At 64.5% G+C, this 23,255-nt stretch carries 24 protein-coding genes; 11 read left to right on the top strand and 13 right to left on the bottom strand.

The features are described from left to right. Nucleotides 1-150: 150 nt before the first annotated feature. The 7 genes from ACZY1F_RS14930 to ACZY1F_RS14960 all read right to left on the bottom strand — a co-directional run bounded on the left by ACZY1F_RS14930 (nt 151) and on the right by ACZY1F_RS14960 (nt 6,807). Complete coding sequence (locus ACZY1F_RS14930) at nt 151-921, bottom strand: SDR family oxidoreductase (protein ID WP_463942615.1); 771 nt, start codon at nt 919-921, stop codon at nt 151-153. 128 nt (nt 922-1,049) lie between these two features. Further along, a complete protein-coding gene (locus tag ACZY1F_RS14935) occupies nt 1,050-1,991 on the bottom strand; it encodes a 2-hydroxyacid dehydrogenase (protein ID WP_463942616.1) in 942 nt (313 codons plus the stop codon). A gap of 55 nt (nt 1,992-2,046) precedes the next feature. Continuing rightward, on the bottom strand, nt 2,047-2,796 hold the full coding sequence (locus tag ACZY1F_RS14940) for an SDR family oxidoreductase (RefSeq protein ID WP_463942618.1): 750 nt from the start codon (nt 2,794-2,796) through the stop codon (nt 2,047-2,049). A gap of 93 nt (nt 2,797-2,889) precedes the next feature. Next, on the bottom strand, nt 2,890-4,227 hold the full coding sequence (locus tag ACZY1F_RS14945) for an MFS transporter (RefSeq protein WP_463942620.1): 1,338 nt from the start codon (nt 4,225-4,227) through the stop codon (nt 2,890-2,892). A 54-nt stretch (nt 4,228-4,281) separates the two neighbouring features. Beyond that, nucleotides 4,282-5,295 carry a 5-oxoprolinase subunit C family protein gene (locus ACZY1F_RS14950; RefSeq protein ID WP_463942622.1) on the bottom strand — a complete coding sequence of 338 codons (1,014 nt, stop codon included), beginning with the start codon at nt 5,293-5,295 and terminating at the stop codon, nt 4,282-4,284. After that, the gene (locus ACZY1F_RS14955) at nt 5,292-6,017 is read right to left on the bottom strand and encodes a 5-oxoprolinase subunit B family protein (RefSeq protein WP_463942624.1); all 726 of its coding nucleotides are present in this window, start codon (nt 6,015-6,017) and stop codon (nt 5,292-5,294) included. Before ACZY1F_RS14955 ends, ACZY1F_RS14950 begins: the two co-directional genes overlap by 4 nt. Nucleotide 6,018: 1 nt before the next feature. Continuing rightward, a complete protein-coding gene (locus tag ACZY1F_RS14960; protein WP_463942626.1) occupies nt 6,019-6,807 on the bottom strand; it encodes a LamB/YcsF family protein in 789 nt (262 codons plus the stop codon). A 417-nt stretch (nt 6,808-7,224) separates the two neighbouring features. Between ACZY1F_RS14960 and ACZY1F_RS14965 the strand changes: the two genes are divergently transcribed. The 3 genes from ACZY1F_RS14965 to ACZY1F_RS14975 all read left to right on the top strand — a co-directional run bounded on the left by ACZY1F_RS14965 (nt 7,225) and on the right by ACZY1F_RS14975 (nt 9,671). Beyond that, a complete protein-coding gene (locus ACZY1F_RS14965; protein WP_463942628.1) occupies nt 7,225-8,145 on the top strand; it encodes a LysR substrate-binding domain-containing protein in 921 nt (306 codons plus the stop codon). A gap of 283 nt (nt 8,146-8,428) precedes the next feature. Next, nucleotides 8,429-8,551 (top strand): hypothetical protein, encoded by a 123-nt coding sequence (locus ACZY1F_RS14970; protein WP_463942629.1) that lies wholly within the window; start codon nt 8,429-8,431, stop codon nt 8,549-8,551. A gap of 190 nt (nt 8,552-8,741) precedes the next feature. Further along, the gene (locus ACZY1F_RS14975; RefSeq protein WP_463942631.1) at nt 8,742-9,671 is read left to right on the top strand and encodes a patatin-like phospholipase family protein; all 930 of its coding nucleotides are present in this window, start codon (nt 8,742-8,744) and stop codon (nt 9,669-9,671) included. 85 nt (nt 9,672-9,756) lie between these two features. Here ACZY1F_RS14975 and ACZY1F_RS14980 read toward each other — a convergent pair whose 3' ends face one another. Together ACZY1F_RS14980 and ACZY1F_RS14985 are read right to left on the bottom strand one after the other, a co-directional pair. Continuing rightward, nucleotides 9,757-10,437 carry a 4-carboxy-4-hydroxy-2-oxoadipate aldolase/oxaloacetate decarboxylase gene (locus ACZY1F_RS14980; protein WP_463942632.1) on the bottom strand — a complete coding sequence of 227 codons (681 nt, stop codon included), beginning with the start codon at nt 10,435-10,437 and terminating at the stop codon, nt 9,757-9,759. Nucleotides 10,438-10,463: 26 nt separating this feature from the next. After that, nucleotides 10,464-11,672, bottom strand: coding sequence for an aspartate transaminase (locus ACZY1F_RS14985; protein ID WP_463942633.1), 1,209 nt, complete (start codon nt 11,670-11,672; stop codon nt 10,464-10,466). 215 nt (nt 11,673-11,887) lie between these two features. Between ACZY1F_RS14985 and ACZY1F_RS14990 the strand changes: the two genes are divergently transcribed. Further along, complete coding sequence (locus ACZY1F_RS14990) at nt 11,888-12,472, top strand: hypothetical protein (RefSeq protein ID WP_463942634.1); 585 nt, start codon at nt 11,888-11,890, stop codon at nt 12,470-12,472. Here ACZY1F_RS14990 and ACZY1F_RS14995 read toward each other — a convergent pair. Beyond that, nucleotides 12,469-13,698, bottom strand: a complete 1,230-nt coding sequence (locus ACZY1F_RS14995; RefSeq protein WP_463942635.1) for a beta-ketoacyl-[acyl-carrier-protein] synthase family protein — start codon at nt 13,696-13,698, stop codon at nt 12,469-12,471. The genes ACZY1F_RS14990 and ACZY1F_RS14995 overlap by 4 nt on opposite strands. Nucleotides 13,699-13,704: 6 nt before the next feature. Then, nucleotides 13,705-15,318 carry a peptide chain release factor 3 gene (locus ACZY1F_RS15000; RefSeq protein WP_463942636.1) on the bottom strand — a complete coding sequence of 538 codons (1,614 nt, stop codon included), beginning with the start codon at nt 15,316-15,318 and terminating at the stop codon, nt 13,705-13,707. Nucleotides 15,319-15,517: 199 nt separating this feature from the next. Here ACZY1F_RS15000 and arr point away from each other — a divergent pair, with 199 nt between their 5' ends. Next, nucleotides 15,518-15,928: an NAD(+)--rifampin ADP-ribosyltransferase gene (gene arr / locus ACZY1F_RS15005; RefSeq protein WP_463942637.1), complete on the top strand. Its 411-nt coding sequence runs from the start codon at nt 15,518-15,520 to the stop codon at nt 15,926-15,928. 46 nt (nt 15,929-15,974) lie between these two features. Here arr and ACZY1F_RS15010 read toward each other — a convergent pair whose 3' ends face one another. Next, nucleotides 15,975-17,027 carry an SDR family oxidoreductase gene (locus ACZY1F_RS15010; RefSeq protein ID WP_463942638.1) on the bottom strand — a complete coding sequence of 351 codons (1,053 nt, stop codon included), beginning with the start codon at nt 17,025-17,027 and terminating at the stop codon, nt 15,975-15,977. Nucleotides 17,028-17,122: 95 nt separating this feature from the next. On the opposite strand from ACZY1F_RS15010, the gene ACZY1F_RS15015 reads away from it, so the two are divergent. Continuing rightward, nucleotides 17,123-17,437 (top strand): ArsR/SmtB family transcription factor, encoded by a 315-nt coding sequence (locus ACZY1F_RS15015; protein ID WP_463942640.1) that lies wholly within the window; start codon nt 17,123-17,125, stop codon nt 17,435-17,437. A 13-nt stretch (nt 17,438-17,450) separates the two neighbouring features. Here ACZY1F_RS15015 and ACZY1F_RS15020 read toward each other — a convergent pair whose 3' ends face one another. After that, nucleotides 17,451-17,684, bottom strand: coding sequence for a hypothetical protein (locus tag ACZY1F_RS15020; RefSeq protein ID WP_463942642.1), 234 nt, complete (start codon nt 17,682-17,684; stop codon nt 17,451-17,453). A gap of 371 nt (nt 17,685-18,055) precedes the next feature. Between ACZY1F_RS15020 and ACZY1F_RS15025 the strand changes: the two genes are divergently transcribed. From ACZY1F_RS15025 to ACZY1F_RS15045, 5 genes are all read left to right on the top strand, one after another. Further along, nucleotides 18,056-19,105 carry an aminoglycoside phosphotransferase family protein gene (locus tag ACZY1F_RS15025; protein WP_463942644.1) on the top strand — a complete coding sequence of 350 codons (1,050 nt, stop codon included), beginning with the start codon at nt 18,056-18,058 and terminating at the stop codon, nt 19,103-19,105. A gap of 83 nt (nt 19,106-19,188) precedes the next feature. Then, nucleotides 19,189-20,511 (top strand): alpha-amylase family protein, encoded by a 1,323-nt coding sequence (locus ACZY1F_RS15030; RefSeq protein WP_463942646.1) that lies wholly within the window; start codon nt 19,189-19,191, stop codon nt 20,509-20,511. A gap of 292 nt (nt 20,512-20,803) precedes the next feature. Further along, nucleotides 20,804-22,180 carry a sensor histidine kinase gene (locus ACZY1F_RS15035; protein ID WP_463942648.1) on the top strand — a complete coding sequence of 459 codons (1,377 nt, stop codon included), beginning with the start codon at nt 20,804-20,806 and terminating at the stop codon, nt 22,178-22,180. Further along, nucleotides 22,173-22,856, top strand: coding sequence for a response regulator (locus ACZY1F_RS15040; RefSeq protein WP_463942650.1), 684 nt, complete (start codon nt 22,173-22,175; stop codon nt 22,854-22,856). The genes ACZY1F_RS15035 and ACZY1F_RS15040 overlap by 8 nt, the downstream gene beginning before the upstream one ends. An 83-nt stretch (nt 22,857-22,939) precedes the next feature. Next, complete coding sequence (locus ACZY1F_RS15045; protein ID WP_463942652.1) at nt 22,940-23,215, top strand: hypothetical protein; 276 nt, start codon at nt 22,940-22,942, stop codon at nt 23,213-23,215. The last annotated feature ends 40 nt before the right edge of the window (nt 23,216-23,255 follow it).

Below are 23,255 nucleotides of genomic sequence, written 5' to 3' on the forward strand. Positions count from 1 at the left end.
ACGCCACCTCCACCACGGCCTCATCCGGGGCCGGGGCCGCCACCGGGACCTCCTCGATCCGCAGATCCCCGGCCGCATACGCCACCACCGCCGCACCCGAGACCGGCAGCGCTGTATCTTCGGTCCCCTGAGCCACTGTTTCGATGCCCATCAGACCACCACCGTCATTCCACCATCGATAAAGATCGTCTGCCCGTTCACAAAGTCCGAGCCGTCCGAGGCCAGCCACACCGCCGGACCGGCCAGGTCCTGGACCGTGCCCCACCGGTGCGCCGGGGTCCGGCCCAGGATCCAGGCATTGAACTGCTCATCGTCCACCAGGTTCTGCGTCATCTCCGTATGGATATAACCCGGGGCGATCCCGTTGATCTGCAACCCGGAGCCCGCCCACTCCGCCGTCATCGCCCGGGTCAGGTTCCGCAGCCCACCCTTCGCCGCCACATACGGGGCGATCGTGGGCCGGGCCAGATCCGTCTGCACCGAACAGATATTAATGATCTTGCCCTTCCCCCGCGGGATCATGTGCCGGGCCGCCTCACGCCCCACCAGGAACGCGCTCGTCAGATCCGTCCTGATCACCCGCTCCCAATCCGCAACATCGAGCTCCAGCATCGGCACCCGATGCTGGATCCCCGCATTGTTCACCAGGATCGCCAACGGCCCCACCTGCTCCTCCACCCACAAAACACCCCGCGCAGCCTCGGCATCACTCGTAACATCAAACGCGACACTATGCACCCGGCCCGGCGCGAAATCAGCGGCCATCGCCGCCTCCGCCGCCTTCAACCGCTCCGCATTCACACCGTTCAACACCACCGTCGCCCCGGCCTCCGCCAACGCCCGCGCCAACGCATTCCCAATCCCCCGGCTCGAGCCCGTCACCAAGGCAACCCGCCCCGTCAAATCAAAAAGTGTATTCATAGTTGAGCAGCTCCTTCGCCGCGGTCTGCGCGGTATCTGCGAATAGTCGTTCGGTATGGCGCGAACGTACACTTGTGGCCCCCACAGCCATCGCTTTTAGGGCCTCAAGTGTACGTTCGCGCAGTTCGTTAGAAGGGGCCGTTCTGCACCAGGTTGGCCGGGGCCTGCCCGGCGGCGAGGGCTTCGAGCTGCTTCCTCAGGAGCTTGAGGATCCTGGGCTGGAAAGCCGAGGCGTTTCCGCCCACGTGCGGGGTGATCAGGGCGTTAGGGGTGGACCACAGCGGATGGTCCTTCGGCAACGGCTCCGGATCAACGACGTCGAGGGCGCACTGCAGGCGTCCGGACAGGACTTCCTTGGTCAGGGCCGCCGTGTCCACCACGGAGCCGCGGCCCACGTTCACCACCAATGCGCCGTCCGGCAGCGCGGCGAGGACCTCTTCGCCGATCAGCTGGTGGGTGTGCTCGTTCAGGGGCAGCACCGAGACGAGGATGTCGTGCGTCGCGGCCAGTGCGGTCAGCTCGCTGGACGCGTGCACCCCGCCGTTTTCGTCGGTGCGGGCCGAACTGCCCACCCGGGTGACGGTGACCTCGAAGGGTTCCAGGCGACGGGCAATTTCGTGCCCGATCCCGCCGACGCCCACCAGCAGCACCCGCCGGTCGGCAAGGGACTGCCGCCGTTCCGGCCGCCAGAGCCCGTACTGCGAATCGCGGACTGCCTGGTCGATACCGCGCAGCTTCGCCAGGATCAGGCCGACGGCGAGTTCCGCGGTGGCGGCCGCGTGGACACCGGAGGCGCTGGCAACGCCGGCGGCCGGCCCGGCAGCCTCAATAACCCCGTCGTACCCGGTGGACTGGGTCTGCACATATTTCAGGCCCGGGACGTTGCCGAGGGAGCCCAGCACGGCGGAGGCGTCGATGTACGGGAGAATGACGCCGTCGATCTCACTCAGCGTCCCGCCGTCGGGATCCGATTTCAGGTCCCACACCACCGCTTTCAGCCCTTCGGGCAGGGGCGAGAGATCGGCTAGGAGTTGCCGGTCGGGGAAGCTGACGGTGCGGACTGTTTGCATCGGAAAACCTATCGATCCTGGGTATGGAATGGGCCGGGTGGCGGGGCGTGGGCGCTCAGCGCCTGTCGAAGGTGAGGCCGCCGGGGACCTGGAAGGTGGGCATGAGTTCGAGCATGCCCACGTTCACGTGGCGGGGCGTTTCGATGGCGTAGTCCATGGCGTTGACGATGTCGTCGGTGGTCAGCGACTCGTAGCCTTCGTAGTACGTCTGCCACGCCTCTTCCATCGCCTCGGGCGTGCCGCCCATGTTGCGGCCGAAGATTTCCGTTTCGACGCGGCCGGGGCAGATTTCCGTGACGCGGATGCGCTTGCCCACGGTGTCGTTGCGCAGCTGCCGGGAAACCTGGTGTACCGCGGCTTTGGTGGCGTGGTAAACGGTGTGTCCGTAGAAGTTGTAGAGGCCCGCGATGGAGCTGATGTTGATGACGTGCCCGCGGTCGCGTTCCACCATTCCCGGCAGCACCAGCCTGGTCAGCTGGAGCAGGCCGCGCAGGTTGACGTCAATGAGTTCGTCGATGTCGCCCTCGCTGGAATCCAGGATGTTCCCCGGCCGGGACACGCCGGCGCAGTTCACCAAAACGTCCACTTCGAGATCACCGACGACGGCGGCCAGCGCCGTGGTGTCGGTCAGGTCCACCACGTGGGGGACGGCGCCGGTCTTGTCAGCGAGTTCGTTCAGGCGGTCCTCGTTGCGGGCGAGGGCATGGACCGTGAGTCCGCGCTTGGTCAGGCGTTCGGCGATCGCGGCGCCCATTCCGGTGGACGCGCCGGTGACGACGGCTGTTGAGTAGTCAGAGAAAGGCATGAAAGTCTCCTGGTGGGTGCTGCGGCGCTGATGCCCGCAAGTGGTGCGGTGCGCTGCCGTTGGGCAGCGCACCGCTGTTTGGATGGTGGCTGGTTAGGCGTCGCGGAGGGGCAGGTGTGCCCGGTCCTTGACCGTGCTGACGGCGGCCAGCGTGCCCAGCGCCGTGAGGACGGCGTAGAAGGCGGGCATGTAGATGTTGCCGGTGGACGAGATCAGCCAGGTCATCAGCAGCGGCGCGGTGCCGCCGAAGAGTGCCGAAGAAACGTTGTAGCCCAGGCCGTAGGCGGAGTACCGGACGCGGGTGGGGAACAGTTCGACGATCAGGATGTGGATGACGGCGGTGTGGCCGGCGAAGACAACGGCCATGATGCAGGCGCCGAGGATGGCCAGTGCCATGTTGCCCGTGGCGATCAGGGCGTAGGCGGGGATGCCGACGATTGCCATGGCGATGGCAGACCCGGCGATGACCTTTTTGCGGCCGATGCGGTCCGAGAGGGAGCCCATGAAGGGGATCGCGATGCAGATGGCCACCAGGCTGCAGGCGGTGACGATGAGTGCTTCACCGATGGTGAAGTTGAGCTGCTTGCCCTTCAGGAACGTGGGCATATAGGAGAAGAGGACGTAGTAGCCGGAGCCGTTCATGAGCGGGATGAAGAGGGCAAGGAGCATGGCGCGGCGGTGTTCGGCCGACTTGAAGGCTTCCTTGAGCGGGTTTTTGGACAGCCCGCCCTCTTCCTTCAGCTTCTGAAAGTTCGGGGTGTCACTGATGGCCTTGCGGATGTACCAGCCAATGATGCCCATGGGGATGGCAACCAGGAACGGGATGCGCCATGCGAATGCTCCGAAGCCGCCGCCGTCGATCGCTGCCTGTGTAAGCCAGGGCGACATGGAGAACGCGACGAGTGTGCCGGTGAGCAGGGCTGCGAAGGAGGCGATCTGGGCGTAGGAGGTGATGATGCCGCGCTTGCCTTCAGGGGCGTGTTCGGCGAGGAAGGTCATGGCGCCGGCAGCTTCGCCACCAACGGAGAAGCCCTGCAGCATCCGGAGCAGCACGAGGAGGATCGGGGCGGCGATGCCGATGGCCGAGTAGGCCGGCAGCAAGCCGATGCCCGCTGTGGCAACACTGATCAGCAGAATGACAAAGACGAGCAGCTTTTGCCGTCCGATGCGGTCCCCCAGGTATCCGCAGACCACGGCGCCGAGGGGGCGCACGAAGAAGGAAACGGCGTAACCGGCGAAGACGAACAACAGCGCGTTGTCCGGGTTGCCGGGTGCCAGGAACACGAGGGCAAGCGTTCCGGCCATGAAGGCGAAGATGCCGTTGTCGTACAGCTCGACGAAGATGCCGACGCAGCCGGCCGTCACAACTTTGCGGGTCTGCTTGCTGCTGAGCCGCTCTTGCGGCTGGGCCGCGTGCGTAGAAGTTGACATGGCTTTCCTTACTAAGGGGATGGTAACAAGGCTATGAATCTGATGCGAGGGTGGTTAGCTTCCGACTGCCGGGGCGAGCTGCTGCCAGCCTGGTCGACTGCCGATTCCGAGGAGTGCGAAGACGGTGCTGACAGTGGAGCGGAGATTCTCCAGTTCCCGCAGGGCCGCCCGGTATTTCGCTGTGGCGTCGGGGACTGTGGTCCTGCGGAAGATTATGGTGTGGCCCGGCCGGGCCTGGGCCAGAACGTCCAGTGAGCGGCTGGTGACCACTGCGAGGACGGGATAGCCGGCTGTGACTCCGCGGCCGCGGTGCAGCACCAGGAGTTCCTCCCGGGACGGCACTTCGATCGCGCCCACCGGGACGCCTCGGGAGAGCACTTCGGCGCTCGACTGGCGTTCGGGAAGTTCTCCGCCGAGGCGCAGTCCGATGTGGTTGCTCCTGGCGCTGACGGTGTATTCGGTGGTGTAGAGCAGGCCGGACGTGTCACCGAATTCGTCCAGGTCGGGGCCGTCCGTGACCTCAACCACGGCCCGGCTGCTGAACTCGGGCCGGGTCAGCCCCAGCCGGAACAGCGGCAGATCGAAGTAAGGCTGCCGGATAGGCGGGACGGTGCGGGAGGTCTTGAGTTCGGTGCCTTCGCCCAGCCGCAGGCCGAATCCGACGACGGTGTCCGGTGCGCAGCTGCCGAGCAGGACCGGAGCCTGCACCGAGCCGTGGACGGCAAGGTAGGCGCGCAGTCCACCGGTGATCCGGCGCAGCGCCACAGTTTCCCCGGCCCGGACAGACACCGGCTCCCATTGCTGGCATTCGCGCCCGCCCACGGTGAGGTACAGGGGTGATCCGGTGACGGCAATGAGGATGTCCGTGGTGGCCTGCATCCGGAAGTCCAGGGCGGTGATCTCCAGCAGCGGCGCGTTATCGTCATTGCCGGTGAGGATGTTAGCCGCCCGTGCGGAGAACTGGTCCAGCGCACCGTTCACGGGCAGCCCGAACCTGGGTCCGCGGAAGCGGCCGAGGTCGGTGACCACGGAGTTGCCGGGCTGCTGTATTACCAGGGAGCCGGTCATCGTGCCGCCTCCAGTTTCCGGCCTGCGTAGTTGGCGAATTCTTCCGGCTGGATCTGGTGGAACCTCAGCAGGTCGCCGGGCACGTAGGGAACCAGCGGCTCGCTGGTGGCGTCCAGCACTGCCAGCGGCGTCTGGCCAATGACGCACCATCCGCCGGGGGCCATGGCCGGGGCAATGACTGCCTGCCGGCCTGCGACGGCAACGGCACCTGCCGGAACGGACAGCCTGGGGTCCTTCAGCCGCGGTACCGGGAGCGGGAAATCGGGGCCGTCCATCATGGGCGAGCCCGCGGGGGCGCCGAGGCAGCGGATGACGTAGGACTTCGTGGTGTGCAGGGCGATGATCTGATCGACCGACAGCTGCTGATGCTCGGCAACGCGCTCCAGGTCGGGGCCATAGTCGCCGCCGTAGACGACAGGGACGCTGAACTCGCGGGAAGCCCGGGCCGGGGCGCCGATGAAGTCGAGCTGGCGCATTCCCAGCAGGACAAAGGCACGGACCTGGCGTGCTGTGGTGACCCCGGGGTCGAATTCCACGAGCAAGGAGTCATACGTGGGCACCGCCCCGTGGACGCCGTCGGCCCCTGCCGCCCCCAGCCATTCACCCAGGGCATGCACGGTGGACCAGTTCGACTCGCTGTCAGGTGAAGAGGCGACGACGCGCAGTGCGGCGTCCCCGGATTCAAAGACTTCCACGGGAGTTGGCGTCCGGGTGGTTGCCATCTCAGGCAGCCTTCACTTTGGCGGCCAGGACCTGCGCGACGGGGGCGATGGTCACGCCGGCGCGTTCAAGTTCGGTGCGGACCTGCCGGGCCAGATAGACAGCTCCAGGGGTGTCCCCGTGCAGGAGGACGGTGTCGGCGACGATCGGCAGGTCGGTTCCGGCGACTGTTTCGATGAGCCCTTCGCAGACCATCCGGATGGTGCGGTCCACGATGGCTGACGGATCGTGGATGACGGCACCGGGGCGGCTGCGCGGTACCAGCGTGCCGTCTGCTTCGTAGGCGCGGTCTGCGATGCCAACGATGGCGACCGGGAGCAACCGCTGCGCCGCGGCGTCCGCGAGTTCGCCGTCCTGGGCCAGGACGATCAGGTCCGGGTTGATTCGGGCTGCAGCGTCGGCCACGGCCTGGGCGTAGTCGGACCGGGTGGCCACGAGGTTGCCGAGGCGTCCGTGGGGTGCAATATGGGCGACGCCGGTGCCATGGTAGGCGGCGAAGGCGCTCAGTGCGCCGAATTGGTAGAGGATGTCGTTCCGGACTTCATCCGCGGTGAGGTCCATGGCGCGCCGGCCGAAGCCGCGGAGGTCAGGGAAGCTCGGATGCGCCCCGATGCTGACACCGCGCCGCACGCATTCGGCCACGGTGGCGTTCATGATGTCCGGGTCCCCTGCGTGGAATCCGCAGGCGATGTTGGCGCTGGAAACCACTTCGAGCAGGGCCGCGTCGTCGCCCATCGAGTAGGCGCCGAAGCCTTCTCCGAGATCCGCCACGAGATCAACTGTGGGTCCCATCTGAGCCCTCCTGGGGTGTTGGCTGCACCAATTCGCGCTGGGGCGCAAAAGTCAGCTTGCGGTAGTGAACTGAATGCCGGGATCCTGGCCCGTTCGGGGTCTGCGGTCCGGCTGCCCGGACTCCCGGGCGTCTGTCAAAAAGTCTGTCACCGCGACTTGGATCACACAAAGACGTAATCCATGTCACGGGATAGGTGGCTGTTATGACCCAAAAATAAAAGTCCGTCTTTTCGGCCCTGGATCGCTGATGCCATCAATGTATGGAGCAGATATTTCGGAAATGTAAAAAAGACTGCGCGCTTTGGTTAAGAACCTGATTATGCAAAATGCATCTGACCCCATAAAGAAATTGCATGTCAGTGGAGAGGTTAGAATGTACGATTAGCAAAATAGCGTGCTGGGAGAGGGAAGGCGGCTATGGATACGCGGAAGCTTGCGTACTTCGTACAGATCGTGGATTCGGGAAGCATCACCAAGGCAGCGGCGGCACTGCATGTGGCGCAGCCTGCCCTGAGCCAGCAGGTTTCGGCTCTCGAAACGGATCTCAAGCAGCGCCTGCTCATCCGCAGCAAGCAGGGCGTCAAGCCCACGGCGGCCGGACACACGCTGTACCGGCACGCGCAGTCAATCCTGCGGCTGGTGGATCAGGCCCGCCGGGACGTCGCGGCGTCGGGTGCCGCACCGTCCGGACGGGTCTCCATTGCGATCGCGCCATACAGCATGGCGTCGAGCCTCACGCCCCGGATCATCGGCGAGGTTGGCCGCCGGTACCCTGACATCGTCCTGCACGTCACGGAAATCTACGGTGGCGTCCTGAGCGAGGCAATCAAGAATGGCCGGCTGGACATGGCCCTCATTTACGAGCCGGGGCCCATCCGCGGCGTGCAGTTCACCACGATGATCGTCGAGGACCTGCACCTTGTGGTCAATGCGGCCCTGTTCGGGGCGGCGCCCGAAAACCGTGAAATTACGCTGGAGGAAGCCGCCGGCTTCGGGCTCTTTCTTCCCGAGAAGATCCACACCCTTCGCCAGGTCGTGGAGGGTGGTTTTGACAGCAAAGGGCTCAAACTCAAACTGGTCGGGGAAGTCGAGTCCGTACCGTCGCTGACCCGGCTCCTGCGCGCAGACCTGGGCGCCACCATCATGCCAAAATCGGCGGCCGACGCCCTGTTCCATGAAGAGGACTTCCACGTCCTGCGAATAGTGGGTCCCGCACTGCAGTGCAAGATCGCTCTCTGCACCCCCGATCACGACCCGCTCTCCGAGGCGGCGTCGGCTGTTCTCCTCGTTCTGAAAGAAATGCTTCAGGAAATACTCAGCAAGAAATATGCACGGTAGCCGCCCCATATAATCCGCTTATCAGGTCACGCATCATTGGTCTTAGTAAACGCGCTTCCACGAAACTAATCTTGAATATGAAATGCCGGATGAACCGGCAGTTATTTCTTCATTGGATTTAGTTGATTGGGAGCACATCGTGAAAAAGATCAGCAGTGCGCACCGGGGCCCTTCGAGCGGAAGCCGTTTGGCGGCGAGGACCGGATCCCACTGCCCCGCGAACGGATTCTGGCTTCCCCAAGGACAGCCGGGACAGGCCGTATTTGTCTTTGAAGGCAGCATCATGCCCAGAGGCGCGTCAGGGGCAACGCTCTGGCTCCTGGACGAAACCGCCACCGGCCCGGCCGCCTATCCCCTGCCCGGACCACAGCTCTCCGGGGCCAGGGCCCGCGCACTGGTTGGCTGAGCTCGACCTGATGCCGATTGCGCACGGCGTCGCTGGTATGCAATCATTCCCGTTATCGAGATCCATCGGCAGGAGGTGAGACCCATGTACGCAGTATCCGCAATGGGCACTCCCCTGCAGTCCGCGAGCGCGCGGCTGAAGTAGGCGCAACCGGGAGTGCCCGCCAGGCAACACGCGAAAGGCGACTCCCATGAATACAAATCCTTCTTTACCCCTGCACCTCACCCCGGCGACGGCCCCCGAGCGAGCGCTGGTCCTTGGCGGCGGCGGATCGACAGGCAACGCGTGGCTGATTGGCGTCATCGCAGGCCTGTTCGATGCCGGGCTGGACGTGACCACAGCCGAGCTGACCATCGGGACGTCAGCAGGCTCGACGGCCGCGGCCCAGATAGCTGGCGCCAGCCCCGCCGACCTGTTTGCTGCCATTCTTGCCGCTGCCCCACAGCAAAGGTCCGGTCCGGTCGGATCCGGCCCAGGACGCGTTTCGATCAGGCCGGTGATGGATCACTTGGAGAGAACGGGCAAGATCATTGCCGACTCTAAGGATGCGGTTGACATGCGCCGCAGAATGGGCGCGGCGGCACTCGACCTGGATGCAGGGTCGGACGGCTCATGGCAAACGCAGTGGCGCACCACTGTCGCCTCGCGGCTGCCCAGTCAGCACTGGCCGCAACGGACGGTACTTATCACGGCGGTCGATGCCCAGACCGGTGAACCGGTCGTGTTCGACCGCCACAGCGGAGTCGAGTTGGCGGACGCCGTCGCCGCCAGCTGCGCCAGTGGCCGTCCCTACAGGATCGGGGACAACCAATACATCGACGGCGGCTACCGATCCAACGCCGAGAATGCCGATCTGGCAGCCGGATACGGGCGGGTGCTTGTGCTGTCACCCTTCGGCGGCAGATCCCTGGTGCCGTTGGAGTGGGGCATGCATCTCGCATCACAGGTGGATGAATTATGCGCCCGCGGCAGCAGAGTCGAAACGGTCTTCCCGGACAGCAACTCCGAGCACATGTTCGGCGCCAATGCGATGGATTTCTCGCTGCGTCCGCCCGCCGCCCGGGCCGGACACGACCAAGGCAGAGCCCTCGCCGGGCGGCTCACCGCATTCTGGCGCTGACGCCGGTTGGTGCCGTATTGGCCGAGGGCACGTCTGGACGTCCGCAGGGTGCGCCGCTGAGTCGCGGCGCACCCTGCGAGCAACGTCAGCTGGCGTCTTCGACCAGCAGGCCCTTGGCCTTGAGCACCTCGGTGAGGTTGCACAGCTCGATAGTGGTGCCGCCGGCCTTGTACAGGCCGATAAGTTCGCGCTCGGCATCGTCACGTTCCTGGGACAGGCGAATGACTTCCTCGATCTCGTCCCTACGCACCACAACCACACCGTCGGCGTCGCCGCGCAGGATGTCACCGGGATATATGATCTCGTCGCCAAAAACCATGGGGTGGTTGATGGGGCCGATGGTTTCCTTGACGGTTCCCTTGATGCTGACGCTGCCGGAGAACACCGGCAGTCCCAGCTCGATCAGGTCCTGGGTGTCCCGGACGCCTGAATCCGTCACCATGGCTGCGAGGCCCTTGGCCTTCATGGCGTTGCCCAGAACGTCGCCGAAGGTCCCGGCCTCTTCGAATTCGCCGGCGGCAACCAGGACAACGTCGCCCGGCTCCGCATAGTGGATGGCAACCTGCAGCATCAGGTTGTCGCGGGGTGCGCAGCGGACCGTCGTGGCGGGTCCGCAGAAGGACATGCTGCGGTCGATCGGCTTGATCCTGGAGCTGAGCGCACCCTTCCTGCCCTGGGCTTCGTGGATGGTGGCAGAGGAGAACTTGGACAGCCTGAGGACGGCGTCCGCCGTCGGCCGTTCAACGTTTGTCTTGACGTGGATCATGTTGTGTCCTTCGGTTTGGGGATGGATCAGCTGAGGGCTTGGACGGCTTTGTCGATGGCGGCGACAGCCTCTTCGATGACGGCCAGGCTGGTTGCGTACGAGATCCGGAAGTACGGCCCGAGCCCATACGCGGAGCCGGGAATGGCAGCCACGGATGCCTGGTCGAGGAGGTAGAGCACAAAGTCCTGGTCATCGTTGATGACGCTGCCGTCCGGCGTCGTCTTCCCAAGTACCCCGCCGCAGTTCACGTACGCGTAGAAGGCCCCCTCCGGCGTCGAGCATGACAGCCCCGGGATCGCGTTCAGACTGGCGACGGCGGCGTCCCGGCGGCTGCGGTACACCTCGCCGCTGGTGCGGATGAAGGACTGGTCGCCGGTGAGGGCGGCCGCGGCTGCAGCCTGGCTGACCGAGGACGGGCACGAGGAGATCTGCGACTGCAGCTTGTTGATGGCACCGATCAGTCCGGCCGGACCCGCGCCGTAGCCGAGCCTCCAGCCCGTCATCGCGTACGCCTTGGAGACGCCGTTGACTACCAGGACGCGGTCCTTCAGTTCGGGAGCCGCTTCCACCAGACCTGTCAGCTTGCCTGCACCAAAGTAGATCTGGTCGTAGATTTCGTCGGTCAGGACAAGGACTTGGGGGAAGCCGGCCAGGACGTCCGCGAGCGCGCGCAGCTCGGAGCGCGAGTAGACGGCACCGGTGGGGTTGGACGGGGTGTTCAGGATCAGCCATTTGGTCCGGGCGGTGATGGCACCGCGCAGGGCGTTGGGCGTGAGTTTGAACCCCGAGTCCTCGCCGCAGGGGACGATCACGGGCCGGCCGTCATTGGCCAGGACCATGTCCGGGTAGGAGACCCAGTAGGGCGCGGGAATGATGACCTCGTCGCCGTCGTCCAGGGACGCCATAAACGCGGTGAAAATGACCTGCTTGGCCCCGCCGCCGATGGTTATTTCGTTGGCAGCGTAGTGCAGGCCGGTGTTCAGCTCCAGGGTCTGCAGGATGGCCTTTTGCAGGGCAGGCGTCCCGGTCACGGAGGTGTACTTGGTTTCGCCGTCCGCTATTGCCTGCACGGCTGCGGCTTTGATGTGTTCCGGCGTATCGAAGTCCGGCTCCCCCACAGTGAGGTCAAGAATGCTGCGGCCCTCTGCTTTGAGCTCCCGGACGCGGGCGGCCGCGGCCACGCTTGGAGACGATTTGATGCGTGAAACACGCGATGCAGGCACGAATTCAGACATGTTCTCTTCCAATGGTTCATCAGTGAGGGGACTTGCGTCTTTCGAGCCTATGGACTGCAGGCGGCTGTGGATAAGACGTATTCTGCGTGGACGGATAAGGAAGCCTTATGGCCCTGACACCACACGATTCACTTATTGCCGCACCTGATTTAGGTATTTCCCGGGAGCCGCGGACACGCCTAGCGTTGTGCGTACTGTTCAAGGGAGAGGAACCGATGGCCCGCCACCAACCAGCAACGGCAACGGACAGCGGGGCGCTCGGGCGCCCGGTGCGCTCCTCTCTCCGAGGAGGCTACCGCTATCGAGGCGATCAACGCCGGCGAGCGGCGGATCAGCAACGGGCCGAGCTCAGCCGGCTGCTCACGGACAGGCAGGGCGCTATCCGCTACCGGTCGAGCCGGATCCGGTCTCTGACAGCGAGCCTCAGCCAGTTGGTGGCGCAGGCCCTCCGGGACGGCACGCCGGTCGCGGACCTGGCCCGGATTACCCATCTGTCCGCCTTGGCCGTTAGGCGGACCGGCCGTGCCTTCGACGACCTGCAGCCGACGGGCATGGCGGCGGCTTGTCACCTCAGGGCGATCTCACACTTGCTGCGGGAACTGACCGCCCTGGAGGACTCGAAGGCAGCAGTTGAAGTGGAGCGCCTGCACCTGCTTGCCGAGGCCAGCAGGCAGCAGATTTTGGACGAATTCGAGCTGGCATCCCTGACAGGGCTCAGGCCTGAACAGATCAAGAAAATGACCCGTGGCGTAGCGGCGCAGCCTCGAGGGAATGTCGCGGATCACCGCGCCACCGGCTAACTGCCCGTGATCACCAGGGCAACGCTGTGTCCGCCGAAGCCAAAAGCGTTCACAAAACCGGCAGGGGCGGATCCGGGCGCCAGCGTGTGGGCCTTCTCCGTCACGACGTTCAGGTTCACTTCGGGGTCCAGCGCCTCGACGTTCGCCGTTCCGGGGAGCTGTCCGGTCTGCAGGGCCTGGACCACCACAACGGCGGCCAAGGCACCCGCGCCGCCCAGCAGGTGGCCGGTGTGGCCCTTGGTGGAGGTCACGGGCACGTCGGCACCGAAAATGGCGTTGATGGCCTGCGCTTCGAGCCGGTCCCCTACCGGGGTGGAGGTGGCGTGGGCGTGGACGAAGCCGATGTCCGAGGCCTGCATTCCGGCCGAGGCCAGGGCCTTCTGCATGACCCGCCGCTGCATGGCGGGGTCCGCGGCCACGATGTCGTTGGCATCGGAGGTTATCGCGCCGCCGGCCACTGCGCCGAGGATGGCGGCGCCGCGTGCCCGGGCGTGGGCCTCACTCTCAAGCACCACAATGCCGGCGCCTTCCGCGAGGACAAAACCGTCGCGGCCGCCGTCGAACGGGCGCGAGGCGCGCGTGGGGTCGCCGTTGCGCGTGGAGAGTGCCCGGATCTGGGAGAACCCGGTGATCACCAGGTCGTTGACGGATGCGTCCACGCCGCCGGCAATCACGACGTCGGCCGCTCCGGAGCGGATCATCTCGGCACCCTGGACAATCGCCTCCGCGCCGGACGCGCAGGCGCTGACCGGGGTCCGGGCTCCGCCGCGGGCACCGAGGTCAATGGAGACCCAGGCCGCGGGGCCATTGACCATCAGCCGGGTGAGGGTGTGCGGCGAGACCCGGCGGGGCCCCCCGCTGGCGAGCGCACGGTCCTGTTCGAGGGTGGAGCCGAGGCCGCCATAGGCGGAGCCGATCACCACGGCGAACCGTTCGGGGTCGACGTCGGGCGCCCCGGCCTGCTGCCAGGCCTCGCGGGCAGCCACCAGGGCCAGTTGCCCGCACCGGTCCATCCGCTTCAGCTCGCGCGTGGTGAGGTGCGCCGAAAGGTCGGCGGTGACCTGTCCGGCAATACGAACGGGCAGCTGCTCCGCCCAGTCCTGATCCAGCGCGGCGATGCCGGACTGTCCCGCCAGCAGGCCGGTCCAGGTCTCCGCCACGGTGGATCCGAGCGGGTTGATGGTGCCGACGCCGGTGATCAGCGCGCGGGGTTGGTCTGCAGGCATTGGACGCTACTTTGCGGGGTTGTGGGTGCCGATGGGCACGAGGGTCAGATCGGGGTGGTTCTTCTCGATCCGGCGCAGGGCCCAGACGTCGTTGAACAATGCGAGGTATTCGCCGTCGGACCGCAGCAGCACCTCAGCGCCGGGCACGTTGGCCAGCGCGGGCATGGCGTCCGCCGTCGAAATCCTGGCGATGGAGTACGGCAGGCGTTCCAGCCGCATCGGGGCGCTGAAATCGTGCGCCATGCGGTCCTCCACCACTTCGAACTGCATGGGGCCGACGGCGGCGAGCACCGGCGCCTGGTCGCCGCGGACGTCGGAGCGGAGCACCTGGATGACGCCCTCGTGCTCGAGCTGCTCGATGCCGCGGCGGAATTGCTTGAACTTGCTGGGGTCCTTGGACCGGGCCACCTGGAAGTGTTCCGGGGCGAACAGCGGAATGGCGGGGTATTCCACCGCGTCTTCGAGGAAGAGGCTGTCACCGACGCGCAGCGTGGAAGCGTTGACCAGACCAACAACGTCGCCGGGGTAGGCCTCGTCGATGACCTCGCGTTCGCGGCCGAAGACCTGCTGGGCGTACTTGGTGGCGAACGACTTTCCGGTGCGGGTCTGGGTGACCACCATGCCGCGTTCAAAAACTCCGGAGCAGACGCGGATGAAGGCGACGTGGTCGCGGTGGGCCTTGTTCATGCCGGCCTGGACCTTGAAGACGAAGCCCGAGAAGGACGATTCGACCGGGCGCGGGCTGCCTTCAACGTCGGGGCGGGGGGCGGCGTGCGGCGCGAAGTCCACCAGGGCGTCCAGCAGTTCCTTCACGCCGAAGTTCAGGGCGGCGGAGCTGAACAGGATAGGGGTGGCGGTGCCGGCGTGGAAGGCTTCGACGTCGAATTCGAGGTTGGACTCGATGACCAGGCCTGCCTCATCCACGGCGTCGGTCCAGTTGCTGCCCTGCGTCTCCGCGGCCTCTTCGGGCGTGAAGTACTCGGTCAGTGCGATGTTGGCGCCTGAATTGTTGCGCTGGAAGCGGGCGAAGCGGTCCTGGCGGAGGTCCCAGACGCCGCGGAAGTCACCGGAGATACCCACGGCCCAGGTCAGCGGCATGGGCTGCAGGCCGGTGCGCTCGGTGAGCTCGTCCATCAGCGCCAACGCGTCAAGGCCGGGCCGGTCCCATTTGTTGATCACGGTGATGATGGGCAGGTTCCGCGCCTTGCAGACTTCGAACAGTTTCATGGTCTGCGTTTCCAGGCCCTTGGCGGCGTCCACGAGCATCACTGCGCAGTCGACGGCGGCCAGGACGCGGTACGTGTCCTCGGAGAAGTCCGCGTGGCCGGGGGTATCCAGCAGATTGATGACGGTGTCCCGGTAGGAGAACTGAAGCGCCGCGGAGCTGATGGAGATGCCGCGGTCCTTCTCCATCTGCATCCAGTCCGAGACTGTTTCCTTGCGGTTGGCCTTGCCGCTGGAGGCGCCGGCGGTGCCAATCACCTTCGCGTGCAGCGCCAGGGCCTCGGTGAGCGTGGACTTGCCGGCGTCAGGGTGCGAGATAACAGCAAACGTCCGACGCCGGGCCGCCTGTTTGTGAATCTCGTTGACCCGGGCGGGGCTAAGGACATCTTGGGACACGGTGCTACTTTCGCTGCGGTGGGGTTACCCCAAGGCGCTCGGCAGGCCTCAAGGGGAAGCATGGCTCTGTGACAGCCAAGTTCCAAGTTTATCGCAGCGGCGGACTTTAGGCTGGGGCCATGAATAACGCCAAGAGAGCAACGCTGATTTGGTTCTCTCCGTCCGGGCAGCCAGCGGTTCAGACGCTTAGGCTGTAGCTGTGAGCAAACCGCTGGACGAGGGTCCGTTCTTTCACGGCACGAAAGCCAACCTCCGGCACGGTGATCTCCTCAGGGCGGGCTTCAGGTCGAACTACCGTCCCGAAGTCGTGATGAATCACATCTATTTCACCGCTCTTCCGAACGGTGCGGGACTCGCCGCGGAACTCGCGGCGGGTGACGGCGCCCCGCGCGTCTACGAGGTCGAGCCGACCGGGGCATTCGAGGACGACCCGAACGTGACCGACAAGAAATTCCCCGGCAACCCCACCCGGTCATTTCGCAGCAGTGCCCCGCTCAGGGTCATCGGCGAAGTCACCGATTGGACACGACTGGCGCCCGAGGCGCTACAGGAATGGAAGGAGCGGCTCGCAGCACTCCTGGCGGACGAGCGAGGCGAAATCATCAACTGACGAGGATCAACGCTCCTTCAAGGGCATGGAACGTAGGCGGACCGGCTTAGGGAATCAGCCGCTGATCTCGGAGACTCTGGAAGATTCTCAGAAACATCTCTTCGCTTTCAACATATGCGTGGAAGCCTGCACGTCTCGATTTTGAAGTGTCAGCGATAACGTCGTAGTCCCACGCGAAGACGAAATCGCCAAACTGCCAGGAAGACACCTCAGAGTAGGCGGTCTTCGCCAGAGCGTGCTTCGCAACCATGGCATCCCAGAGATCAGATTTGTCTGCCATCACATCGCTCAGGCTCATCGGTAAAGGTGGCGCTACGTCGAGATCGAAGAATGCTGCAATTTTTGGCCACATCGAGGACCAGCGGAACATGTCACCGTTCGTGATGTTGAAGGCTTGGTTCTGACCTTCGGGGTTCGTTGCCGCCCAGACGGTCGCTTCCGCCAGCAGCCCTGAGTCGGTCATCTCGATCAGGCTGGTGTACGCCCCGGCTTTGCCCGGGAACCGGAAAGGGATGCCGAGCTCTTTGCTGATGGAGGCATACACCGCAATCACCATGGCGAGATTCATAGGGTTGCCGAGCCCTATGCCAGCCACAACCGAGGGGCGCAGCGCGGACCACGACCAGGCGGCGTCGACTTGCCGTCGTTCAAGGAACTGTTGCTGGTCGACGTTGAACTCCGGTGGCATGTGGGGTGGATCGTCTTCACGGGCCGGCGTCGAGAAAGCCCCTAGATGGGCGCCGTAGACCTTATACCCCTGCATCAAACTGATGTGCTCCAGGTCCGGGGCCACAGGTTCGATCGCGTCGACGACATTCGCGAGCATCGCCACGTTCGGCGGCACCAGGTCCGCCCAGCTGGCGCGGTCCTGATAGGCGGCATAGAAGATATGGGTGACTTCAGTCAGGCTGGCAAGCTTCGCGGCGGTGTGGTCCCTGTCCAGAAGATCAACCGAGATATGCCGAACCGATCCCTTACTAGCCCCTCCCCGCCGAGAGAGCCCTATGATCCTCCAGCCTCCTGCGCGGTCGAGGTGCTCGATCAGATTTCCGCCGATCACACCGCGTGCTCCGACGACCAATGCAGTTTTCGATGCCATAACTCCTCGTTCATCGTAAAATCAAGATTTATCGATCCAAGTTGTACCACAATATCGTGGCATCGCGATATTACGATTAGAGCTACAGTGGACCCATGGGAGAACTCAGCGACGATCAACTGGTGGGCGCGTTCAAAGCGCTTGGTCACCCAACGCGCTTGGCGATTCTGGGCTGGCTCAAGGACGGCAACTCATTTCCGCCGCAGGACCGGCCAGCAGACGAGGTGGGAGTGTGTCTGAAACACATTCAGGCGCGTGCAAACGTGTCACAGTCAACCGCTTCACAGTTCATGGCCACGTTGCAGCGCGCGGATCTTGTGATCTGTACTCGCATCGGCCAGTTCTCGCACTACCGACGTAACGAGCAGACCATCGCCAAGCTCGGCAATGCCATAGGCTCCGAGGTCTAGCTGCAGAAAAATGTCAGCCGGTTGTCGGCTCCTCATCGTTGGCGACAGCCTCGATCCAATCTACGGCCTCGTCGGAAAGCTGGGGGCCGTCTTCTGATTCGCCAGCCCACCACGCAGAATCGGTCTCGCCGCCCGTAACCACCAAGATAGCGGCGATGACATGCTGCGGCAGCGGCTCGCCATTGTGCTCAATAAGCCAGCCGCGTGTTTCCACATCGACCAGAGGCCACCACTCGAAGATGTTCATCAACGCAGTGTTGCACGCAGGAAGTCGTGTGTACACATCCCGCCGTGCGAGGGCCTCCGGCAAAGACACCGGCTAACGAGCACAAAGCCCCAGGCGTGTCCCGCAGGGGGCCCTAACCGGACACTTGCCGGCAGCAGCGCCTGTCAGCCGGCTCCTGAAACGGTCATGCAGTGCGTAATGAACTCCGTGGCGGCGGTTAGTCCGCGTCCGGCACGACTCATGCTCAAACGACTACCCGCACTGCACCCTACGCGCCGATGCCAAGTCCCTCTCGCTGTGGGGCACGGACCATGGCAGCCCTCCCGCACCCAAGGTGTCCGCTGAGGGATCCTCTACTGGGCCGTTGGCTCGGATCAGGTAGCGTCGGAGGCATGGCAATGCACGACAACGAACTACCGATTAACGAAGCCGTTGCTCGCCGGTTGATAGCCACTCAGTTTCCGGAATGGCGCCATGAGCCCGTCCGCCGCATCGTGACGGACGGCACGGTCAATGCCATATTCAGAATCGGCGCTGATGTCACGGCCCGTTTCCCACTCCGCCACGCTGACCCGGCTGCTTCTAGCGCCGAGCTTGCTCGAGAATCCCTTGCAATGCGCGAGTTAGTGGCATGCTGTCCGTTCCCCACGCCGGTGCCCATTGCCTTGGGCCATCCGGGCTACGGCTATCCACTGGCGTGGTCGGTCCAGACTTGGCTACCCGGCATTACTGCAACCGCCAACGGCGTAGCGCACTCCGATGCATTCGCGCATGACCTTGCTGTCCTCATCCATTCGCTTCGTGCCGCCGACACGAGAGGACGCCAGTTCGCGGGTGCCGGCCGCGGCGGAAACCTGAAGGACTCAGACGAGTGGATGGAGGTTTGTTTCCATAAGAGTGAGGAATTGCTGCCCGTCGATCGGCTCCGCACCCTCTGGGCAGCATTCCGAAGCCTGCCGGCTGGTGGGCCGGCAGTGATGAACCACGGCGATTTGATTCCCGGCAACCTCCTCGTCGATGGCGACCGGCTGATTGGCGTTCTGGATGGCGGAGGTTTCGCTCCAGCTGACCCTTCACTCGATCTCGTCGCCGTATGGCACCTGCTCGATGACCAGAGGCGCACGCTCCTCCGCAACGAGCTCGCATGCGATGACCTCGAGTGGTGGCGCGGGGCCGCATGGGCGTTCCAGCAGGCGGTGGGCCTGGTCTGGTACTACAAGGAGTCGAATCCCAGGATGAGCGCGCTTGGCCGTACCACCTTGGCACGCATCTTCGATGACTCATTGTTCCGTCCGCTCATGGAACGTCCGTTGAAGGATGGGTCAACGGACGCGAGCCATCATTTTCGATGGCTCGGTCCGCTCGGTGAACCCGTACTGAGCGTAAAGCCCGTGAGCATCAGTTCAACAGCTCAACACCGGCCCACATCCCGGTCGATATAGCCTAGACGGGACGTCGGCCCCGTCCGGGCCGGCCTGCCGGCCTTAGTGGGTCGGCCGGGAACGAAGAGAAGAGCCTCATCGCAATGATCGAACCTGACTGGGTCCAGCACGCCATCTGGTGGCAGGTCTATCCCCTCGGCTTCGTCGGCGCGGAGAAGAACGCGACGCCGGAACCCGCCGCTGACCGCCGGCTGCTGGACCTTGTCCCGTGGCTGGACTACGCGGTGAAACTCGGGGCATCGGGGCTGGCCCTCGGTCCCATTTTCGAATCGGAGACGCACGGGTACGACACCACAGATTACTTCCGGATCGATCCGCGGCTCGGGTCCGAGCAGGACTTCGACACCCTGGTGGCCGAGGCACACCGTCGCGGACTACGCATACTGCTCGACGGCGTCTTCAACCACACCGGGCGCTCCTTCGCGCCGTTCCAAAATGTCCTCGTACGCGGGCCGGAAGCGGACACCGCCTCCTGGTTCTCGCTCGAATGGCCCGACGGTGCCGCTCCCGGCGTCGAACCCGCGTACCGCGATTTCGAAGGCCACCACCACCTCGTGGCTCTCAACCATGACGAGCCGGCCGTTGCTGATTTTGTCGTTGAAGTCATGGAGCACTGGTTGCGCCGGGGTGCGGACGGCTGGCGACTCGACGCCGCCTATGCCGTCCCGTCGTCGTTCTGGGCCACGGTCACGGCACGCGTCCGGTCATCCCATCCGGATGCGTACTTCGTGGGTGAGTACATCCACGGCGACTATGCATCAGAGGTCCGGTCCGGCGGCCTGGACTCCGCCACGCAATACGAGCTCTGGAAGGCTGTCTGGAGTTCGCTAAATGACGCGAACTTCTTCGAACTCGCAGCTGCATTCGAACGACACAACGCACTCCTGCGCTCCTATGCACCGCTCACCTTCATCGGCAACCACGACGTCACCCGCATCGCGAGCAAGCTCACCGATGCAGCGCTCGTCCCGCACGCCGTCGTCGTCCTCCTCACGGTCGGCGGAACGCCGTCCATCTACTACGGCGACGAGCAGGGCTACCGGGGCGTCAAGGAGGACAGGGCAGGGGGCGACGACGACGTGAGGCCTCTCTTCCCGTCCTCCCCCGACCAGCTCTTGGCCGTGGGAGGACCCATCTTCGCCGTGCACCAGGAGCTCATCGGGGTGCGGAGGCGGAACCCATGGCTGCATCGTGCGACCACAGACGTCCGCCAGCTCTCCAATGAAGTGCTTGCCTACCGCATCGCGGTTGACGCCGATGCGCTCGTGGTCGCACTGAACCTCTCGCACGACACCCAGCGGATCAGCGCCGCGGGCGCCACTACCGTCGTAGCCGGACAGGCGACACTCGATGACGGTGCGAACGCCGTCCTGGTGCCACCACGGGGGTGGGCCGTCCTGGCCTAAGGCAGCCGCGAGAGGACGCCCTATCCAAGGTTCTTCCGGCGGGCCTCCAAGACGCACCGACTGCCCATAAGCCGGTCCGTTAGTGGAACCCTCTACGGGAAACATTGAGAATTGTTCTCGGATGAAGGCGACTATCGATCCCGAATCGCTCGCTGAGCATGCCGTGATTCGGACTCAGCACGCGTCGCTGCGTGCCCAAAAGCTGGCTCAAAGAATGAATCATCTGGCTTTTAGGTTGAGATTGCACCGATATGGCGAGAAGGGTGTGATTGCCGTGGATATGGTGACTGGCATGGAACCAGTTCTGAAATTTGCACGGCGTTGGGGCGCCCCCGTGGCGGCCGTCATCTTCTTCTCCCTGTGGTGTGTGGCCGAGGCAGGCAGGATGGGAGGGTCCTGGTTGTCATGGTCGGGGAACTGGCCGCTGGCCCTGATGACGCTGGCTGTTGCCACCGCCTCCTGGAAACCCTTGGTGTCCCTTGGGTTCACGGTTGCGCTCCTTGCCGGACAGTTGAGTCATGCCCTGCCGGCGATGTATTCCAATCACTGGGCCATCTATCTGGGTTCCTTTGTCGCTCTTGGCTTCATCATGTGGACCGCTCCACCGCGGATGCGGTACATCGCTGGGGGCGTGAACGTGGTCGCCGCTGCCGTCATGGCGTTCCTGATGCTCTCGTGGAGATACGGCGACGGCGTCGGTTGGTACCCGCCGGCGTACGCCGGCGACCGGTGGATGCTGCAGGACTTTGGCTGGCAGCTGTTTGCGCTCCTCCTGGTGATCGCCGGGGCCTGCGCCGCCGTCGGACTTCTGCTGGCGCTGTATCAGGAACGGGGCAGTCTGTTCCGGGCCAGGGAGCTGGCCCAGAGCAGCATGAAGGAAACCGAGATCGACCTCATCGTGGAGCAGGAACGGACACGCATCGCCCGCGATCTGCACGACGTCCTCGCCCATTCCCTCGCGGTCATCGCCGCCCAAGCCGACGGCACCCGCTATCTGAGCAAGGACCAGCCCAAGGCCGTCCTCAATGCCCTGGACACCATCGCCCGGTCCGCCCGCAGCGCCCTTGTGGATGCCCAACGCGTGATCGAAGGAGTACGCGATGACGGGATGGTGACGCCCCAGCCTCGGCTGAGCGACATCCCGGCACTAATCGAAGGTATGCAGCGCGGCAGTTTGAAGATCCACCCCAGCGAGTCCGGGACACCCGTGGAGCTCTCCTCCGGGCAGGAGATGGCGGTTTTCCGGATCGTTCAGGAGTGCCTGACCAATGCACTCAAACATGGCGGGCGCGGCACGGACGTGCGGCTCCACTTTGACTGGAGCGGGCCGGGCCTGACCCTGCATGTGGCCTCGGCCGTTGCCCCGGCCGGCCAAGAAGACGCTGCGAACCCTGCTGCCGCCCGGGTCGGGAGAGGACTTCCCGGCATGCGCGAACGCGCCCATCTGGCCGGCGGCTGGCTGACCGCCGGACCGGACGGCGAACACTTCCGCGTGACGGTCTTCATCCCCTACGCAACCCGGGAAACGAGGGCAGCGGACGATACAGCCGGTGCCGAAGCCGGGAGTACCTTCGGTGAAATTTCGGGTGCGGAAGCCCAGCCGGCGCTGGCCGCAACGGGTCTTCCCGTTCCGGCAGGGGCCGCACGGGAAGCAGCCGACCGTGGCTGATGCCGGGACACCCATCACCGTGGCCCTGGTGGATGACCAGCCCTTGTTCCGTTCGGGTATCCGCATGCTGATAGAAAGCCAGGAGGACTTGGAGCTCTCGGGAGAGGCCGGTGATGGGGAAGAGGCGGTGACCCTGGCAATCGAACGGCGTCCGGACGTCATGCTGATGGACCTGCGTATGCCGGTCATGGATGGCGTCGAAGCCACCCGTCGGATCGTGCAGCACGCCACGGCGGCCGGAACCGACAAGCCAAAGATCATCGCACTGACCACCTTCAACAGAGATCAGGCCGTGGTCCAGGCCGTGCAGGCCGGGGCGAGCGGGTATCTGCTCAAGAGCGCGGAACCGGAATTCCTGCTCGCAGCGATCCGGACCGTCCACTCCGGCTACTCCGTCATCGCGCCAGGATCTATCCACTCTCTCTTCGAGCATGCTGCCCGCAATGTTCCCGCTGCCGGTCCGGACTTGTCCGTACTCAACGTCCTCTCCGTGCGGGAGCGAGACGTCTTTCTACTCGCGGCCAAAGGCCTCAGCAATGGTGAAATGGCGGAGAGTCTGTTCGTCTCCGAAGCCACCATCAAAACTCACCTGCGCAGTGTGTTGGACAAACTGGAACTCCGCACCCGGCTCCAGCTGGTCGCATTCGCCCACGAACGCCGCCTACTGGGCACCTGAACAGACAAACTGGAGCCGCGCAGGGCGCCTCTGCCCGGACCATAGTCCGCCCATATCGCAAGAAGAGAGCTCAAGGACAAATGATGGACGTTTCAACTGCTGCCCTCAACATGACCTTTCTCCTGACCCTCGGCATCGGTTTCCTGATGTTCCTTGGCCACATTCTTATTTTCACGACCATGCTGATGCTGGCCGGCTCCGCCCACTTGGCCGCGCGCACCTTCACAGCACTTTGGAACCGGCTCCGGATGGCAGAGGTGATAAACCACCGATCCGAACCTGCTCGTGATCGGGAAGCATTGCGCGCCAACGCATTAGCTAATCTGGATCATGAGGCCCACGGCACGACCGCCTCGTAGAGCAGCGCGACCAGCATGTCGGCAGTTGGTGCACGCCCAT

The organism is Pseudarthrobacter xylosi (assembly GCF_055412765.1).

What these genes read in the sequence shown, in the direction of transcription:
- ACZY1F_RS14990 (WP_463942634.1), top strand. Translation starts at nt 11,888, where the DNA reads ATGGCCCGCCACCAACCAGCAACGGCAACGGACAGCGGGGCGCTCGGG.
- ACZY1F_RS14965 (WP_463942628.1), top strand. Translation starts at nt 7,225, where the DNA reads ATGGATACGCGGAAGCTTGCGTACTTCGTACAGATCGTGGATTCGGGA.
- ACZY1F_RS14975 (WP_463942631.1), top strand. Translation starts at nt 8,742, where the DNA reads ATGAATACAAATCCTTCTTTACCCCTGCACCTCACCCCGGCGACGGCC.
- ACZY1F_RS15010 (WP_463942638.1), bottom strand. Translation starts at nt 17,027, where the DNA reads ATGGCATCGAAAACTGCATTGGTCGTCGGAGCACGCGGTGTGATCGGC.
- ACZY1F_RS15015 (WP_463942640.1), top strand. Translation starts at nt 17,123, where the DNA reads ATGGGAGAACTCAGCGACGATCAACTGGTGGGCGCGTTCAAAGCGCTT.
- ACZY1F_RS14940 (WP_463942618.1), bottom strand. Translation starts at nt 2,796, where the DNA reads ATGCCTTTCTCTGACTACTCAACAGCCGTCGTCACCGGCGCGTCCACC.
- ACZY1F_RS14930 (WP_463942615.1), bottom strand. Translation starts at nt 921, where the DNA reads ATGAATACACTTTTTGATTTGACGGGGCGGGTTGCCTTGGTGACGGGC.
- ACZY1F_RS15030 (WP_463942646.1), top strand. Translation starts at nt 19,189, where the DNA reads ATGATCGAACCTGACTGGGTCCAGCACGCCATCTGGTGGCAGGTCTAT.
- ACZY1F_RS15025 (WP_463942644.1), top strand. Translation starts at nt 18,056, where the DNA reads ATGGCAATGCACGACAACGAACTACCGATTAACGAAGCCGTTGCTCGC.
- ACZY1F_RS15035 (WP_463942648.1), top strand. Translation starts at nt 20,804, where the DNA reads ATGGAACCAGTTCTGAAATTTGCACGGCGTTGGGGCGCCCCCGTGGCG.
- ACZY1F_RS14955 (WP_463942624.1), bottom strand. Translation starts at nt 6,017, where the DNA reads ATGGCAACCACCCGGACGCCAACTCCCGTGGAAGTCTTTGAATCCGGG.
- ACZY1F_RS14985 (WP_463942633.1), bottom strand. Translation starts at nt 11,672, where the DNA reads ATGTCTGAATTCGTGCCTGCATCGCGTGTTTCACGCATCAAATCGTCT.
- ACZY1F_RS14995 (WP_463942635.1), bottom strand. Translation starts at nt 13,698, where the DNA reads ATGCCTGCAGACCAACCCCGCGCGCTGATCACCGGCGTCGGCACCATC.
- ACZY1F_RS15045 (WP_463942652.1), top strand. Translation starts at nt 22,940, where the DNA reads ATGGACGTTTCAACTGCTGCCCTCAACATGACCTTTCTCCTGACCCTC.
- ACZY1F_RS14935 (WP_463942616.1), bottom strand. Translation starts at nt 1,991, where the DNA reads ATGCAAACAGTCCGCACCGTCAGCTTCCCCGACCGGCAACTCCTAGCC.
- ACZY1F_RS14980 (WP_463942632.1), bottom strand. Translation starts at nt 10,437, where the DNA reads ATGATCCACGTCAAGACAAACGTTGAACGGCCGACGGCGGACGCCGTC.
- ACZY1F_RS14950 (WP_463942622.1), bottom strand. Translation starts at nt 5,295, where the DNA reads ATGACCGGCTCCCTGGTAATACAGCAGCCCGGCAACTCCGTGGTCACC.
- ACZY1F_RS14970 (WP_463942629.1), top strand. Translation starts at nt 8,429, where the DNA reads ATGCCCAGAGGCGCGTCAGGGGCAACGCTCTGGCTCCTGGACGAAACC.
- ACZY1F_RS14945 (WP_463942620.1), bottom strand. Translation starts at nt 4,227, where the DNA reads ATGTCAACTTCTACGCACGCGGCCCAGCCGCAAGAGCGGCTCAGCAGC.
- ACZY1F_RS15020 (WP_463942642.1), bottom strand. Translation starts at nt 17,684, where the DNA reads ATGAACATCTTCGAGTGGTGGCCTCTGGTCGATGTGGAAACACGCGGC.
- ACZY1F_RS14960 (WP_463942626.1), bottom strand. Translation starts at nt 6,807, where the DNA reads ATGGGACCCACAGTTGATCTCGTGGCGGATCTCGGAGAAGGCTTCGGC.